Source organism: Rahnella woolbedingensis (assembly GCF_003602095.1).
GTDB lineage: Bacteria > Pseudomonadota > Gammaproteobacteria > Enterobacterales > Enterobacteriaceae > Rahnella > Rahnella woolbedingensis.
In genome coordinates this window covers 142,286-158,549 of sequence record NZ_RAHH01000003.1, presented here as the reverse complement: position 1 = coordinate 158,549, position 16,264 = coordinate 142,286, and the positions used below count along the sequence as shown (strand labels likewise).

Annotated in this window: 19 protein-coding genes; 5 read left to right on the top strand and 14 right to left on the bottom strand. The window is 51.0% G+C overall.

Going from position 1 to position 16,264, the window contains the following annotated elements; translation table 11 throughout:
* Window positions 1-187: 187 nt before the first annotated feature.
* Both moeA and moeB read left to right on the top strand, forming a co-directional pair.
* Window positions 188-1,429: a molybdopterin molybdotransferase MoeA gene (gene moeA / locus D6C13_RS03155; protein ID WP_120131388.1), complete on the top strand. Its 1,242-nt coding sequence runs from the start codon at window positions 188-190 to the stop codon at window positions 1,427-1,429.
* A gap of 2 nt (window positions 1,430-1,431) precedes the next feature.
* Window positions 1,432-2,193, top strand: coding sequence for a molybdopterin-synthase adenylyltransferase MoeB (gene moeB / locus D6C13_RS03150; RefSeq protein WP_120131387.1), 762 nt, complete (start codon window positions 1,432-1,434; stop codon window positions 2,191-2,193).
* Between the two features lie 68 nt (window positions 2,194-2,261).
* Here moeB and D6C13_RS03145 read toward each other — a convergent pair whose 3' ends face one another.
* The 8 genes from D6C13_RS03145 to D6C13_RS03110 form a co-directional block, all read right to left on the bottom strand.
* A complete protein-coding gene (locus tag D6C13_RS03145; protein WP_167457979.1) occupies window positions 2,262-2,726 on the bottom strand; it encodes a hypothetical protein in 465 nt (154 codons plus the stop codon).
* On the bottom strand, window positions 2,723-3,175 hold the full coding sequence (locus D6C13_RS03140; protein WP_120131385.1) for a DUF1240 domain-containing protein: 453 nt from the start codon (window positions 3,173-3,175) through the stop codon (window positions 2,723-2,725). Before D6C13_RS03140 ends, D6C13_RS03145 begins: the two co-directional genes overlap by 4 nt.
* Before the next feature lies 1 nt (window position 3,176).
* Window positions 3,177-3,680 (bottom strand): hypothetical protein, encoded by a 504-nt coding sequence (locus tag D6C13_RS03135; RefSeq protein WP_120131384.1) that lies wholly within the window; start codon window positions 3,678-3,680, stop codon window positions 3,177-3,179.
* Window positions 3,677-4,132: a DUF1240 domain-containing protein gene (locus D6C13_RS03130; protein WP_167457978.1), complete on the bottom strand. Its 456-nt coding sequence runs from the start codon at window positions 4,130-4,132 to the stop codon at window positions 3,677-3,679. The genes D6C13_RS03135 and D6C13_RS03130 overlap by 4 nt, the downstream gene beginning before the upstream one ends.
* 13 nt (window positions 4,133-4,145) lie before the next feature.
* A complete protein-coding gene (locus D6C13_RS03125; protein WP_120131382.1) occupies window positions 4,146-5,021 on the bottom strand; it encodes a hypothetical protein in 876 nt (291 codons plus the stop codon).
* A gap of 14 nt (window positions 5,022-5,035) precedes the next feature.
* Window positions 5,036-5,515 carry an Hcp family type VI secretion system effector gene (locus tag D6C13_RS03120; protein ID WP_120131381.1) on the bottom strand — a complete coding sequence of 160 codons (480 nt, stop codon included), beginning with the start codon at window positions 5,513-5,515 and terminating at the stop codon, window positions 5,036-5,038.
* A gap of 250 nt (window positions 5,516-5,765) precedes the next feature.
* Entirely contained in the window at window positions 5,766-7,361 is a 1,596-nt protein-coding gene (locus D6C13_RS03115) for an ABC-F family ATPase (RefSeq protein WP_095922705.1), read from the bottom strand.
* A 187-nt stretch (window positions 7,362-7,548) separates the two neighbouring features.
* Window positions 7,549-8,436 (bottom strand): nucleoside-specific channel-forming protein Tsx, encoded by an 888-nt coding sequence (locus D6C13_RS03110; RefSeq protein WP_120131380.1) that lies wholly within the window; start codon window positions 8,434-8,436, stop codon window positions 7,549-7,551.
* 349 nt (window positions 8,437-8,785) lie between these two features.
* Here D6C13_RS03110 and parS point away from each other — a divergent pair, with 349 nt between their 5' ends.
* Together parS and D6C13_RS03100 are read left to right on the top strand one after the other, a co-directional pair.
* Window positions 8,786-9,247: a type II RES/Xre toxin-antitoxin system antitoxin gene (gene parS, locus D6C13_RS03105; RefSeq protein ID WP_120131379.1), complete on the top strand. Its 462-nt coding sequence runs from the start codon at window positions 8,786-8,788 to the stop codon at window positions 9,245-9,247.
* A complete protein-coding gene (locus tag D6C13_RS03100) occupies window positions 9,244-9,702 on the top strand; it encodes an RES family NAD+ phosphorylase (RefSeq protein ID WP_120131378.1) in 459 nt (152 codons plus the stop codon). Before parS ends, D6C13_RS03100 begins: the two co-directional genes overlap by 4 nt.
* Before the next feature lie 35 nt (window positions 9,703-9,737).
* Here D6C13_RS03100 and D6C13_RS03095 read toward each other — a convergent pair whose 3' ends face one another.
* Window positions 9,738-10,190 (bottom strand): DMT family transporter, encoded by a 453-nt coding sequence (locus D6C13_RS03095; RefSeq protein ID WP_120131377.1) that lies wholly within the window; start codon window positions 10,188-10,190, stop codon window positions 9,738-9,740.
* 3 nt (window positions 10,191-10,193) lie between these two features.
* Window positions 10,194-10,628 (bottom strand): DMT family transporter, encoded by a 435-nt coding sequence (locus tag D6C13_RS03090; RefSeq protein WP_120131376.1) that lies wholly within the window; start codon window positions 10,626-10,628, stop codon window positions 10,194-10,196.
* 101 nt (window positions 10,629-10,729) lie between these two features.
* On the opposite strand from D6C13_RS03090, the gene D6C13_RS03085 reads away from it, so the two are divergent.
* Window positions 10,730-11,662 (top strand): LysR family transcriptional regulator, encoded by a 933-nt coding sequence (locus D6C13_RS03085; protein WP_120131375.1) that lies wholly within the window; start codon window positions 10,730-10,732, stop codon window positions 11,660-11,662.
* Between the two features lie 90 nt (window positions 11,663-11,752).
* On the opposite strand, the gene D6C13_RS03080 is transcribed toward D6C13_RS03085, so the two are convergent.
* From D6C13_RS03080 to betI, 4 genes are all read right to left on the bottom strand, one after another.
* Complete coding sequence (locus tag D6C13_RS03080) at window positions 11,753-12,211, bottom strand: GNAT family N-acetyltransferase (RefSeq protein ID WP_120131374.1); 459 nt, start codon at window positions 12,209-12,211, stop codon at window positions 11,753-11,755.
* A gap of 88 nt (window positions 12,212-12,299) precedes the next feature.
* The gene (betA, locus tag D6C13_RS03075; RefSeq protein ID WP_120131373.1) at window positions 12,300-13,985 is read right to left on the bottom strand and encodes a choline dehydrogenase; all 1,686 of its coding nucleotides are present in this window, start codon (window positions 13,983-13,985) and stop codon (window positions 12,300-12,302) included.
* 24 nt (window positions 13,986-14,009) lie between these two features.
* Window positions 14,010-15,479: a betaine-aldehyde dehydrogenase gene (gene betB / locus D6C13_RS03070; protein ID WP_120131372.1), complete on the bottom strand. Its 1,470-nt coding sequence runs from the start codon at window positions 15,477-15,479 to the stop codon at window positions 14,010-14,012.
* A 44-nt stretch (window positions 15,480-15,523) separates the two neighbouring features.
* Window positions 15,524-16,105, bottom strand: a complete 582-nt coding sequence (gene betI / locus D6C13_RS03065; RefSeq protein WP_120131371.1) for a transcriptional regulator BetI — start codon at window positions 16,103-16,105, stop codon at window positions 15,524-15,526.
* Between the last annotated feature and the right edge of the window lie 159 nt (window positions 16,106-16,264).

Sequence of the window (16,264 nt, the reverse complement as noted above, 5' to 3'; positions counted from 1 at the left end):
CATAACCGCGTTACATTCGTAATTTTGGGATCGATCTCAATTTTTCAGAAATCCCCACGAAGTTTTTACGCCTTCAGCGGTTTTTGGTTCGTCCCGTTTCTCTGTCATACTATGCCTATGCTCCAATTTCCCGTCCGTCGCCGGTGAGTCCGCCCGCGCAGCCGGACTGAATCACTAAGGAATTTTGATGGAATTCAACACTGCAGGTTTGATCTCACTTCAGGAAGCGCTGGATAAAATGCGCGCTTACGTTCCGAAAAAAACAGCGCAGGATACCGAATATCTGCCACTGGCAGCCGCTGCTGGCCGCATTACCGCCGCACCGGTGCTTTCCCCGATTTTCGTCCCGCCTTTTGATAATTCCGCGATGGACGGTTATGCCCTGCGCAGTAACGAGCAGCGCGACGGTGCTGTTTTCCCGGTGGCGGGAAAAGCCTTTGCCGGGGCGCCTTTCCACGGTGAATGGCCTGCCGGAACCTGTATCCGCATCATGACCGGCGCACCGGTACCCGCAGGTGCCGATGTGGTCATCATGCAGGAACAGGCGGAAGTTTCAGAAGCCGGAGTCCGTTTCACAGCGACAGCGGAACAAGGCCAGAATATCCGCCTGACCGGCGATGACATCAAACAAGGTGACAGCGTTTTGCCTGCGGGCGTGCGCCTGGGTGCAGCAGAATTACCGCTGCTGGCATCCCTCGGCGTGACTGAAGTGGAGGTCTGGAAATCGCTGAAAGTCGCCGTGTTTTCTACCGGTGATGAGCTTCAGCCTGTCGGTACACCTCTTCAGGAAGGCCAGATCTATGACACCAACCGTTTTGCCGTGCGCCTGATGCTCGAACAACTCGGCTGTACAGTGCTGGATTTAGGGATTATCCGCGACGATCCGCAGGCATTGCGTAAAGCATTTGAAGAAGCCAACGAATTTGCTGATCTGGTGATTTCCAGCGGTGGTGTTTCCGTCGGTGAGGCGGATTACACCAAGCAGATGCTGGATGAACTGGGCGAAATTGGTTTCTGGAAACTGGCCATGAAACCGGGCAAACCGTTTGCCTTCGGAAAACTCAAAGACAGCTGGTTCTGCGGCTTGCCGGGGAATCCCGTTTCCGCTGCGCTGACGTTTTATCAGCTGGTTCAGCCATTCATCGCCCAGCTTTCCGGTCACAGTGCCTGGCAGTTCCCGCCACGCCTGAAGGCGAAAGCCGTGACGCCATTGAAAAAAGCGCCCGGTCGCCTCGATTTCCAGCGCGGTATTTTCAGCACCAATGCAGAAGGTCAGCTGGAAGTGCGCACGACCGGCCATCAGGGCTCGCACGTCTTCAGCTCATTCAGCCAGGCCAACTGCTTTATCGTGCTTGAGCGTGAACGCGACAGCGTATCGGCGGGTGAAATCGTCGAAGTCGAAACTTTTAACGCCCTGCTGCGGAGCTGAACATGGCGACGCTGCCGGAACTGACGGACGCTGAAACCCTGCGCTATAACCGCCAGATTGTGCTGAAAGGGTTTGATTTTGATGCGCAGGAACAGCTGAAAGCCAGCCATGCGCTGATTGTCGGGCTGGGGGGTTTAGGCTGCGCCGCTGCGCAATATCTGGCGGCGGCAGGCACCGGCACGTTAACGCTGCTGGATTTCGACACGGTATCGCTCTCCAACCTGCAACGCCAGACGCTGCATACTGACGCGCGGATCGGGATACCGAAAGTCGAGTCCGCCGCGTTAGCGCTGGCGGCAATCAATCCGCATATCCGCCTGAATCAGGTGAATGCACAAGCGGATGACGATTTGTTGCGCGAGCTTATCGCCGACTGCGACGTGGTGGTGGATTGCACCGACAATGTCACGACGCGTAATCAGCTGAACAGTGAATGTTTCGCACAAAAAAAACCACTGGTTTCCGGCGCGGCCATCCGTATGGAAGGCCAGCTCAGCGTGTTTACCTACCAGCCGCAGGAACCCTGCTACCGCTGCCTGAGCCGGTTATTTGGTGAAAATGCGCTGACCTGCGTTGAAGCCGGAGTTATGGCGCCCTTAGTCGGCACCATCGGCAGTTTGCAGGCGATGGAAACCATCAAGCTGCTGACAAAATTCGGAGACACTCCGCGCGGAAAACTGCTGATGTTCGACGCCATGACGCTGCAGTTCAGGGAGATGAAACTGATGAAAGACCCGCATTGTGAAGTGTGTGGAGAAGGCTGATAGGCCGTCAGGCGCTATAAAGCCCGGATAAAAACGGGCGATTTATCTCCGCCCGTTAAATACTGACATTACTTATCATCATACGATTGCCAGTATTCAGGCGTAATAGTTGTGCAAAGTTGCGGGTCGAGAACATAGTAAGCGCTGAGTTTTTCTTCATGGCATCGCGTGTAAGGTGAGGTCATCAGTACAAAGGGGATTATCAACATAGCAATATAGGATAAGGCAAAAATAAGTATGCTGAAAACCATTAAAACCTTCCCAGGCACAGTCTGTTTTTTGGGTGCGACCAAGCCTTTTGAGAACAGCGTACGCAATGAAAAAAATAAGATGTAAATGAGCATCGGTATCCCACCGACAGCGGCAATACTGCCACGGTCAAATACAATTATATCTTTGTGCCTTAACAAAGAAAGCACCTGATAGAGCTCTCCAAAGTTAATGACAAAATAGAGTAAACCTAAGAAAACAAACACCAAAAACACCGTGAGTAATTTATAAACAACCCATTTTAACAATGTGTATTCTTTCATTTCATCACCCATTGGTCAGGAACGATGGTTTTGCACAGCTCCGGGTTAATCACGTAATAACTGCTATATTTCCCTATATTACATGAGGTATAGGGTGACACCATTAAGATAAAGGGGATGACGAAAGCGGCAATAAAACCTGCAAAAAATGCCACAATACTAATCCCTCCCCAAACAGAGCCAATAAAAGTTTTTGTTTTTATCGTTCCTGGCCCTTTTTTAATCAGTATTCTAAAAGCAAAAAAGAACATCCAAATGAACATGGGAATTCCACCCATACAAATGATGACTTTACCACTAAACTCTATAATATCACCCTGAATGATTAATGACTTCACATTAACCATTTCCATATAAAAGTAAACCGCATAAATAAAACCTACAGATATCGCCATTATAAAAATAGCGGCAGCTTTGAAAATCAACCATTGCTGAATTTCTTTTTTCATTTTAATATTCGTTACCCAATGAATAATTAAACAACGGGTTTGGATGTCTTATGTCCCATTCTGTTATTCTTTGGTAGTCTGCCAAAGCATTGCATAGTTTTTGTTTTAGACCCACTGAAAACCCGAGGTGATCGTCTAATATGTTTAGACCTATATTTAAAACAATTCCTGCTATAATCACAAAACCTGCAATCAGAACCACTGGAGCACCACCTAAAGTCAATGCTCCTGCAATAACCCCGATAACCACACTCGCCACCACCGCCTTGGCTGCATCCATCGTAATGTCGCCAAGAAAATCGACCAGGTCATAGTCAGATTTAAAAATCAGTTCTATGACTCGCCAGGCGAGCGAAGCAAAAATACAGAATTTTGTGCCTTTAATCAGCGCACTTCCCAGTCCGCGGATCCCGATGCCCATTTCCAGCATTTGCGGGTTGTCAACTGCGTATCGGGTGCCTTCAAGAATGCGGCGCCAGTAGTCCGCACCTCTGAGTTCTCTCATTTTTTCATCCAATGATCAGCAACAATGGTTTTGCACAGATCCGGGTTAATCACGTAGTAACTGCTGTACTTTCCCATATTGCATGAGGTATAGGGCGACACCATTAAGATAAAGGGAATAATGAAAGATGCAACAAAACCCAAAATAAAACACTCTACACTAATCACCATCCAAATATAACCTATGGTAGTATATTTCTTAAAGGGTTCGATACCTTTCTTAAACAACATTTTTAATGAAAAAAAGAATACCCATATGAACATAGGAATTCCACCAATACATATTATGACCTTACCACTATATTCAATAGTATCACCCAAAACAATCAATGACTTGGTATTAAACGTCTCCACTAAATCATTAACTCCATAAATATAACATAACGAAGCGGCCATTATAATAATGGCCGCACCTTTGAAAATAAGCCATTGCTGAATATATTTTTTTCTCATTTTAATATGCCATTTATAATGCATAGTTAAACATTGGATCTGAGTGTATAAAGTTCCACTCATTAATTCTTTTATACTCTGTTAATGCAAACCGCAGCTTTTCCTTTAAGCTTTCTGACAGCCCCTGCTTATCATCTAATTTGTTTAATTTGATATTTAGGTATACGCCTGCGATGATGACAATGCCTGCAATCAGAACAACTGGAGCACTACCTAAAGTCAACGCTCCAGCAATGACCCCGATCACCACACTCGCCACCACCGCCTTGGCTGCATCCATCGTAATGACGCCAAGAAAATCGACCAGGTCGTAGTCGGATTTAAAAATCAGTTCTATGACTCGCCAGGCGAGCGAAGCAAAAATACAGAATTTTGTGCCTTTAATCAGCGCACCCCCCAGTCCGCGGATCCCGATGCCCATTTCCAGCATTTGCGGGTTGTCAACTGCGTATCGGGTGCCTTCAAGAATGCGGCGCATCCCTGGATAGCCGGTTATTTTGATGTACGTCTTACCCTTAAAGGTGTATTCAATTGCTCTGATACCCAGCGACTTAAAACGAAACGCGATATCTCCCGCGGAATTCTCGAAAGTCATCATTTTGCCGATACTGCTGGTGCCTTCCAGAATATCTTTGATGTTACCGGGAGCTAGATTATAGGAAAAAAACTCATCTACATCCCCGAGCAATTCATCGGTAACTTGCCGTGCTTCCTCCAGCGTAAGCAACATGATGTAACGATTTTCGGTTATGAAGGTGCCATTCGCGAAAGCCATATCCCGTTGCACTGGGTTCATGCTCGGGAAAGAACTGAATGTTTCTTCTCCCTGCAAAATACGTTGGCCTTCATTCATCCGCCGCCAGTAATCCGCACCTCTGAGTTCTGTCATTTTATCATCCCTGATCAGTAAACGCGTTCATTCCATAAACTGTAAGCGCTGGTGCCCGCTATACAGTGTTCCCAGGTGATCGTTTCATAACTGAAGCTCACTCTTTCCTGCGCTTCTGCTCCGCTCTCGAGAATGCTGTGCGGCACAATAAAGTCGATATTCGTCACACGAGCACCGGTTAACTTCACCTTGAAATAACACTCGCCCATTCCGGTTTTGTTAATACGGTGTAGTTCTAAATCACAGGTCATGATTTCATTTTCGGAAATGGCTTTTCCCAGCAAGGGTGTGGATTTATCTATCGGCTTGAGGAGGGTTACGACGTGATGATTAACGTTCTGTGCACGGGATAAGGTGTGTTTCATACTGTAGACCATGATCTGGTCGATATGCCCTATTTGCGCTTTATTACCAATTGAATCCATTGAAGAACATCCGCCAGAGATCAGCCCCTGTGTTTGTCCATTTAAGGTGAGATAGGTTAAGTTTGCCATATTAGTCCCTTATAAATTATACGAACCGATAATTGATATAAAAATACAGATGGAATACTTTACGGCATAAGTTTGTTCCTGCACTTATTGGAATACAAGCTCTATTATTTTATTCTCCGGCTATATTATTTAAGCCATTCACCTCATCAATATAAAATGAAAAATATATATCCACATATAAAAATCATTATTAATACATAAAAAAAGGCCGCAACGTTAACCGTTACGGCCTTTATACTAAAAGCAATAATTAACTATTGATACCCTGACTACGTAAGTAATCTTCGTAATTGCCGGAGAAATCAATGACGCGCGTTGGGGTCATTTCCAGAATACGGGTTGCGAGGGAGCTGACGAACTCACGGTCGTGGGAAACGAAGATCAGCGTACCTTCATACATTTCCAGCGCCATGTTCAGCGACTCGATGGATTCCATATCAAGGTGGTTAGTTGGTTCATCCATAATCAGGATGTTTGGACGTTGCATCATCAGTTTCCCGAATAACATGCGACCTTTCTCACCACCGGAAAGCACTTTCACTTTCTTCTTGATATCGTCCTGACCGAACAGCAGACGACCCAGAACACCGCGCACGGCCTGCTCGTCGTCTTTCTCGGATTTCCACTGGCTCATCCAGTCGAACACGTTCAGGGTATCGTCGAATTCATATTCGTGATCCTGCGCGTAGTAACCGATTTTTGAGTTTTCAGACCACTTCACTGAACCGCTTTCCGGCTCGTGCTCGCCGACCAGCGTTTTCAGCAGAGTCGACTTACCGATACCGTTGGCACCCAGGATCGCGACTTTCTCGCCGACTTCAAGCATCAGACCCAGGTTTTTAAACAGCGGACCGTTGTCGAAACCTTTGGTGATCTTTTCCACTTCCAGTGCGTTACGGAACAATTTTTTGTCCTGCTCAAAACGCATGTAAGGGTTCTGGCGGCTGGATGCTTTGATTTCATCGAGCTGAATCTTATCAATCTGACGGGCACGGGAAGTCGCCTGTTTAGATTTGGAGGCGTTAGCACTGAAGCGGCTGACGAAAGATTGCAGTTCTGCAATCTGCGCTTTCTTCTTGGCGTTATTGGCGCTGAGAAGTTCACGAGCCTGCGTGGCCGCGGTCATGTATTCGTCATAGTTGCCCGGATAAACACGCAGTTCGCCGTAGTCCAGATCCGCCATGTGCGTACACACCATGTTCAGGAAGTGACGGTCATGCGAGATGATGATCATGGTGCTGTTACGTTCGTTCAGCACCTGCTCCAGCCAGCGAATGGTATCGATGTCCAGGTTGTTCGTCGGTTCGTCGAGCAGCAGGATTTCCGGATCGGAGAACAGCGCCTGCGCCAGAAGCACACGCAGTTTAAAGCCCGGTGCGATTTCGCTCATCGGACCATAATGTTGCTCAACAGGAATACCTACGCCCAGCAGCAGTTCACCGGCGCGGGATTCTGCGCTATAGCCGTCCATTTCACCGTAAGCGACTTCCAGATCAGCCACTTTGTAGCCGTCTTCTTCGCTCATTTCCGCCATCGCGTAAATGCGGTCGCGCTCTTCCTTCACTTCCCACAATTCGGTGTGGCCCATGATCACGGTGTCCAGCACGCTGAACTGTTCGAAGGCGAACTGATCCTGGCGCAATTTACCCAGACGTTCGTTCGGATCAAGCACGACGTTACCGCCAGAAGGCACTAAATCGCCACCGAGGATCTTCATGAAAGTGGACTTGCCACAACCGTTCGCGCCAATCAGGCCATAACGGTTACCGCCGCCAAATTTCACGTTAATGTTTTCAAATAACGGCTTGCTGCCGAATTGCATGGTGATGTTGTAAGTACTTAGCACAACGCTCGCTCTTAATTGGGAAATGTGATTTGGCGCGCATTATGCCACAACGGCGCGATGGGATCGCCTCCCGTTGTGTACATTTTTCGCGCAATAGATAAAAAAGTCCCTGACAGGCTCATTCAGCACCGGGAAATAAAAACAAAAAACCCGGCACAGGCCGGGTTTTGCGGGTCAGCTTCGGATATCAGAAGCTGTAACCGATCACGCCGTAGTAACCCCAGCCGGTGGACTTCACGTCGAAGTTACCGTTGCCGAAGTTCAGCTCTGCGCCGTCAGCCCATTGGCCGCCGTTGTGGAAGTAACGCGCCACGAACGAGTAATGCCAGTGCGTATAGTTCAGCGCAAGGATATGGCTGGATGCGATGGAGTTGTTAGAACGCGCTTTCTTGCCGTTCAGGTCACGGAAATCGTCATCACCCAGTGAGGAGCCCCAGTCGAAGTTGGTGAACCCGATGTAGCTCAGGCTGCCGCCCCACAACTGTGTCAGCGGAACAAAGTATTTCACTTTGAAACGGTAACCGTCCCAGCTGTTTTCGTTGGCTGCGCTGTAGTTTTCCCACTGGTATTTTGCATACACGTTCAGAGACAGGCTCATCGGCAGGCCGGTGTCGATATCGGTGCCCAGACCCATATACCAGGTGTTCTGACGGTTATCGCTGTCCGGACCCATATCGTAGATATAGTTGTTAGCGAAATACCATTCTTTGAACGGACCAAAGCTCAGATCAGTACCGGTCAGCTTATCGATAGAGAAACGCGGTTCGATTTCCATAAACATCGGAGAACCGTTTTTATCCCAGATACCGGTGTCGTTGCCGTTACCGGCGCCGAAGGTTTTAGGAATATCGATATAGCCGTAGAAATCAAACCAGTCTTTGTGCGCAAACGCTTCATATTCAAGGTAAACATCGTTACGCAGCGTCGGTCCGAAACGGGTGTCGGCGCTTCCTACAACGTTAACACTCTGGTGCCACCAGTCAGAAACAAATTCGCCTTTGCTATCATCAGCGAGCACGGTCGCGCTGTAGGACAAAGCCATCAAAGCGCCTGCTGCAATAATTTTATTTTTCATATTTATACCAGAAGCGGGGTGGGACAACGCCTTGCCACTTTCAGACGTTGCATAAAACAAACCCTAAAACTGTGATCCGCAACCGGTTGCCGCACTTAGTGCATAAAACCTGCAATTTCCAGTTACTTCCTACAAGAGTCGACTTTTCTTAGCTAATAAATAGATTTGGTCAAGGTTTGTCAATTTCTGTTTCATTCTGATACATCCTGAATGTGAGATTGATCACACATATGTTTCAGGGAGATTTCATTCATGTGATCAGATGCCAGAAAAAACATCGTTCACAAAATGAACATTCGTTATTTGTCATGCTATAGTAATGACAAATAACGGTGCGGAGGCACACAGTATGAATTCTAAAATTTCCGGGCTGTCTTCCGGCCTTTTGCAAGAACCTGCAACACCGCTTTGGCAATCTGCGGGGCTCCCCGCGAGCAGCGGAATTAGTTTGATTAATGCCATACAAAAGGGATTTCCGGTTGATAGTATCAGCCGTCTAAATTCTGAGCTGGGATGGCCGAAAATGGTGTTGCTGGAAATCATGGGGATTAACGAACGCAACTATGCGCGTCGTAAAGCCGGGAACGGATTGCTGAAAAGTGAAGAGAGCGAGCGTGTAGCGCGACTCGTGCGCATCGTTGATGCCGCCACCGATTTGTTTGAAGGAGATCGTGTCTCTGCGCTTGAATGGTTCACCCGCCCTGCTCCGGCACTGGAGGGTTCACGTCCGCTGGAACTGCTGTCATCTGAAGCGGGCGCGGTGGAAGTTAGCCGCCTGATTGGCCGTCTTGAGCACGGTGTTTTCAGTTGAAGCTATTTCGTATCGTGCAAACACGCCATCTGGCAACTGCCTGGTCGGGTGCCGGTGCGCAACTCTATGGCGGACGCTGGAATCCGCCGGGCAGGCCGGTAGTCTATGTCACCACCAGTATTTCTCTGGCGATCCTGGAAATTCTGGTGCATCTGCAAAACAGTATGCTGATGCGTTCGTATACGTTACTGAGTATTGAAGTGCCGGAGGAATTGCTGGATACACTGGAAGTGTCAGAACTGGCCTCTGACTGGCGAAGTGCATCACCGCCGGACAGTACACAACGTCAGGGTGATGCCTGGCTCGCGGAAGGGGATTATGTCGGGCTGAAGGTGCCGTCGGTCATTGTGCCATCGGAATACAACGTATTACTGAATCCGCAACACCCGGCATTTGTCGATTTACTGAGTACAGTAAAACGCGAACCGATGATATTCGACCCGCGCCTGCAATAGCCGCTATTACAGAAACGGGTCGTTCTTTTCAGAATTTATTCCGCTTTGCGGTTGCTGCGATATATCAGCGCCAGCGCAATGATCAGGCACGGAATGGCCGCCAGCCGGTGCCATGACAGCGCGATTTGCGGATTGTCGAGCCAGCCAAAATTATCGATCAACATCCCCATGCTCAGCTGTCCGAGGATCACCGCGACGGTTGCCGCTGCCGTACCGACACGCGGTACGGCGGTGACCATAATGATGATATAAGGCACGCCGAATAACGCGCCAGCGAGTTGCCATTTCTGCACTGTCAGTAAGGTTTCCGGTTGCGGCGTTTGCAGGAATAGCACCAGCACGGCAGTAATCGCTGCGCCGACGCTGAAGGTCAGAAAGGCGCTTTTCAGCACACCGACCTTTTCCCCCAATTGCCCGTTCACCGCCGCCTGCATACTCAGCGCAGCACCCGCGACAATCGCGAGAATAATCATAATCAGTTCAGTCATGCTTTAACCCCAGGCAATCAAAATGAGTGCAGCAACGATAAATAGCAGCGCCAGCAAACGATCGCGCCCCACTTTTTTGTGCGGCGTGCCAAACCAGCCGTAATGGTCGATCAGCACACTCTTTGCCACCTGCCCTGATAAAATTGCAATCATGGTCATGCCGATACCAATCACCGGGGTCGCGAGTGTCAGCACCACGACATAAACGGGACCCAGCACGCCACCCAGCAGTTTCCAGCCGGGTTGTTCAGTAAAAGAAGCCGCATTACGCGGGCTGAAAAACAGCACCAGCAAACCAGTCAGCACGGCACCGACACCGAAAATACTCAGCGTTGCCCACAAATGCCCGACTTCCGTTCCCAGCGGACCAATCAGTCCTGCTTCCAGTGAAAGCCCCATCCCCGCCAGAATGACCAGCGGAATTAACATCAGATTCATCATTACCCTGCTTTTGTTTTTTGAGAGGCGGCGACTATAGCGTGACAGCACTATGCGAAAAACAGCACAATCAGGAAAATACCTTTGCAGGAACCGCACAGATGAAAGGTTTTAATCAGATCAATATCCAGGCTTTGCGTCTGTATGTCGCCGTACTGGATCAGGGGAATTTCTCTGAGGTCGCGCGCCGGGAAGCGATGTCGCCTTCCACTGTGTCCCGTGTGATTTCGCAACTGGAACAGGCGTTACAAACGCAGTTGCTGTACCGCAATACGCGCGCCGTCAGCCCGACAGAATCGGGCAAACTGCTGGCAGAACATGCGCGTCAGGTACTGGCTCAGCTTGATCTCGCGGCGCTGGATTTACAGGAACAGGACAGCGAACCCGGCGGACTGATCCGCATCAATGCCCCGGTAGTTTTTGGTCAGCGCCACCTTGCGCCGTGGCTGCATGAACTGAATGCGCGGTATCCTCGACTGAATATCGAACTGATGCAAACCGATGATTTCATCGACCCGCTGCAGGACAGCGTAGATTTACTGATCCGCATCGGTGTGATGACGGATTCCACCTTACAAGCCCGCACGCTGGGCCAGCAGAACTTTCGTCTCGCCGCCAGCCCGGACTATCTGGCCCGTTTCGGTACGCCCGTCACGCCAGACGATTTGCTTAACCACAGCTGTCTGGTATTTAAAGGATTCGCCGGTTCGCAGCGCTGGTATTTTCGCGAGAAGGATCGTGACTGGCGCTCGTGGAATTTGCGTGGCGCGTTAACCAGCAATAACGCCGAAACCCTGGCGCAAGCGGCTATCGATGCCATGGGGCTGGTGGTATTCCCCACCTGGCTGATAGGCGATGCCCTGCGCGATGGTCGTCTGGTCAGCGTACTGGAAGATTATCAGGTATCGACGTCGCCGGAGCCGCAGACCATATCCGCGCTGTATCCGAACAGCCGACGCCCGTCGATCAAAGTCCGTGCGGTGATTGATTTTCTGGTAGAGAAATTCGGAAGCCCGGCATACTGGGAAAGGTAACCTTCTCAGGTGCCTGGGCGCTATTAAAACCCCACGGGTGAAGTACACGCCATATCTTTGATTTCATATAAAGCACTTCGTTCTGAAGCCTTAACGCCTCAACTCCATCCCCACATGCGGTATCCCATCTTCATCATAAACTTCGGTGTACGCCACAAACCCCAGCTTTCCGTAAAAGCTCTGCAAATGTGCCTGTGCAGAAATCGCGACGCGTGCGTCCGGCCAGTGTTTCTGGCAGGCAGTCAGCGCCTGTTCCATCAGCTGATAACCTAGTTTCAGCCCGCGTGCAGAAGGGGCAACGATCACCCGCCCGATAGCCACTTTATCTTCAAGGCGCAGGATACGGGCGTAAGCGGCAACATGACCGTCAAGCCAGGCGACGATATGTCGGTTTTCACCGGCCAGATCCAGACCGTCGATATCCTGATAAACGCAGGTCTGTTCGACCACAAACACTTCGCTGCGCAATGCCAGAATGGCGTAAAGCTGTGCCGTGTTCAGTTCGCTGTGATGATAATCCTGCCAGTGAAGCGATGATGAATCAGTCATGAATAAGTGCCCTGCCTTTTCTGAAAGCCAAAAAAAAGAGATATCCCTGAGAATATCTCTTTTTAACACAAGTTTTACAGCCAGTTAATCAGGCAGATTTTTTGAACGGTGGCGTGCGTACCGCTGCATCGCCTGCAGTGTAATATTCTGCGCTGCTGCGCGGTAACGGCTGGCGGCCACGGATTTTATCGGCAATCTTTTCGGCAATCATGATCGTCGTCGCATTCAGATTGCCGGTAATGATCTGCGGCATGATGGAGGCATCGACCACACGCAGACTTTCCATCCCGTGAACGCGCCCTTCGCCATCGACTACAGCCATCTCATCGGTGCCCATTTTGCAGGTACAAGACGGGTGGAACGCAGTTTCGGCGTGCTCGCGGATAAAAGCATCCAGCTCTTCGTCGGTTTGCACGTTTGCACCCGGACTGATTTCCCGGCCACGGTAGGCGTCCAGCGCAGGCTGATCCATGATTTCACGCGTGATGCGGATAGCATCGCGGAACTCCTGCCAGTCCTGAGCCGTTGCCATATAATTAAACAGAATGCTCGGATGCTGGCGTGGATCTTTCGATTTCACCTGCACACGGCCTCGGCTTGGTGAACGCATTGAACCCACGTGCGCCTGAAAACCATGCTCTTTCACCGCATTGCTGCCGTTGTAATTAATCGCCACCGGCAGGAAATGATACTGAATATTCGGCCAGGCAAATTCTTCACGGCTGCGGATAAAACCGCCCGCTTCAAACTGATTGCTCGCGCCTACGCCGGTGCCTTTAAACAGCCACTCCGCGCCAATGGCGGGCTGATTGTGCATCTGTAAGGCCGGGTATAAAGAGACCGGCTGAGTGCAGCTGTATTGCAGATACATTTCCAGATGATCCTGCAAATTCTCGCCAACGCCCGGCAAATCGTGCACCAGCGGGATCTCCAGACGGTTCAGCAGTTCTGCCGCGCCAACGCCGGAACGTTGCAGAATTTGCGGCGAAGCAATCGCGCCACTGCATAACAGCACTTCACGTTTTGCTTTCGCGGTTTTGGCATTGTATTCATCGCCGTGGAAATAAATAACACCTGCGGCGCGCTTGCCTTCAAACAGGATCCGGTCGGTCAGCGCATGCGTCACGATGGTCAGATTGGCACGTGATTTGGCCTGATCCAGATACCCGCGCGCGGTGCTGGCACGACGACCTTTCGGCGTCACGGTTCGGTCCATCGGGCCAAAACCTTCCTGCTGATAACCGTTCAGATCGTCGGTGCGCGGATACCCCGCCTGCACACCGGCTTCAATCATGGCGTGGAACAGCGGATTGTTGCCCTTTTTCGGCGTCGCCACGCTGACCGGCCCGTCGCCGCCGTGAAAATCATCCGGCCCGATATCGCGGGTTTCGGCTTTGCGAAAATACGGCAGGCAGTCCAGATAGCTCCAGTTTTCCAGACCCGGTGCTTTCGCCCAGTTATCGAAATCCATCGCGTTACCGCGGATGTAACACATGCCGTTAATTAGCGACGAACCGCCCAGACCTTTACCGCGCCCGCATTCCATACGGCGGTTATTCATGTGCGGTTCCGGATCCGTTTCATACGCCCAGTTATAACGACGGCCCTGTAACGGGAACGCCAGCGCCGCAGGCATTTGTGTGCGGAAATCCAGACGATAATCCGGGCCGCCCGCTTCCAGCAGCAGCACGCTGACGTTGCTGTCTTCGGTCAGACGGGTGGCGAGAACGTTGCCGGCAGAACCGGCCCCGATAATGATGTAATCGTAATCCATTAAAATCTCCTCTGTTGCGGCGGATTAAAAGACTGAGCTGAATTCGCCCAGTTCGACCTGCACGGATTTGATTTGGGTGTAATGCTCGAGCGTGGTGACGCCATTTTCGCGGCCAACGCCGGAATGCTTATAGCCGCCGACCGGCATTTCTGCCGCCGATTCGCCCCAGGTGTTGATCCAGCAAATCCCGGCTTCGAGTTTGTGAATAACGCGGTGTGCACGGTTGAGATCCTGCGTGACCAGTCCGGCCGCCAGACCGTATTCGGTATCGTTGGCGCGGCGGATGACTTCTTCTTCACTTTCATAGGTCAGAATACTCATCACCGGTCCGAAAATTTCTTCACGCACGATCAGCATGTCATCGCGGCAGTCGGTATAGACCGTCGGAGCCACGTATGCGCCTTTAGCGAATTCCCCCGTGGTGACGCGTTCGCCGCCGGTCAGTAACGTCGCGCCTTCACGTTTGCCGCTGTCGATACAGCGCAGCACGGATTCCATATGTGCAAAACTGACCAGCGGGCCGAAATTGACATTTTCGTCAGTCGGGTCCCCCAAACGGATACGCTGCACGCGCTCCAGCACTTTGGCTTCAAACGCTTTACGCAGTGTTTTAGGGATAAATACGCGGGTGCCGTTAGTACATACCTGGCCGGAACTGTAGAAATTCGCCATCATCGCGATGTCAGCCGCTTTATCGAGATCTGCATCTTCAAAGATGATCAGCGGTGATTTGCCGCCCAGTTCCATCGTCACTTCTTTCAGCGTGGACGCCGACGCGCTGGCCATCACTTTCTTGCCGGTTTTGATGCCGCCGGTGAAAGAGACTTTGGCAATATCCGGATGATCGGTTAGCGCCTGCCCGACGCTTGCCGCGCCCGTTACCACGCTGAACACACCATCCGGCACGCCCGCTTCGGTATAAATTTCCGCCAGTTTCAGCGCGGTCAGCGAGGTATTTTCGCTCGGTTTGAACACCATCGCATTACCGGCAGCCAGTGCAGGCGCGGATTTCCACAGAGCAATCTGAATCGGGTAGTTCCAAGCGCCAATACCAGCGACCACGCCCAGCGGCTCACGGCGGGTATAAACGAATGAAGAATCGCGCAGCGGAATTTGCTGGCCTTCAAGGGCCGGGATCAGCCCGGCGTAGTATTCCAGCACATCCGCGCCGGTCACGATATCTACCGCCAGCGTTTCTGACAGCGGTTTACCGGTGTCTGCGGTTTCGATAGCCGCCAGTTCGTCGTTGCGCTCGCGCAGAATATCCACGGCGCGGCGCAAGATGCGGGAGCGACTCATGGCGGTCATCGCTGCCCAGACCTTCTGGCCTTTCTGCGCGGACTTAACCGCCAGATCCACATCCGCGGGCGTGGCGGATTGCACTGTGGCAATCACTTCGCCGTTGGCCGGATTGACGGCATCGAAGGTTTCATCACCGGTGCTGTCCTGAAAACGTCCGTTGATATAAAGTTTTTGCGTGCCGTAGCGGGACATAAATCTCTCCTCGGTCTGTGCGGTCTGAAGATTTTCTGCTGTGCTCAGGTGAGCTGCGATTCAATGTGGCGGCGGGTGATTTGCATCGCCTCGGTGCGGTTAAACTCTTTACCGCTGAGTGCGCCGCGCAGCCACAGGCCGTCAATCAGTGCGGCGGTGCTTTGCGCCGCCAGACGCGCCTCACTTTTGGGCAGAAAACGCCTGAATTCAGAACATAAATTTGAATAGAGCCGGCGGCTGTTGACCTGTTGCAGACGGTACAACTGCGGGTGATGCATGCTGCTCGCCCAGAAGGCCAGCCAGGTTTTCATCGCCGCGCTGTTGGTCTGACTGTCGTCAAAATTGGCTTCTGCAATCGCATGCAGTCGCGCCGTTGGTGCGGTATCCGTCAGCTGCGCTAACCGCAACTGCACCCCTTCCCCCAGATGACTGAGCAGATAACGCATGGTCGCTTCCAGCAGGCCATTCTTGTCACGAAAGTAGTGACTGATGATGCCGTTGGAAACGCCTGCACGGCGTGCAATCTGCGAAATCGATGCATCGTGCATGCCGACTTCGTTGACCGCCGCCAGGGTTGCCTCAATTAATTGCTGCCGTCTGATCGGCTGCATTCCTACTTTGGGCATGGTGCCGGCTCCTGAAAATGAGCGGGTTGAAACGCGCTTAAAAAACCGTTTTTTTACGCTTTCGTACAACCTTGTTAACGCTCTTACGCCACCTATTTAACTTTTTTTTGATTGAACGTTCAATTAAAAATGCATATATTTTATTACCAATACGTTAGT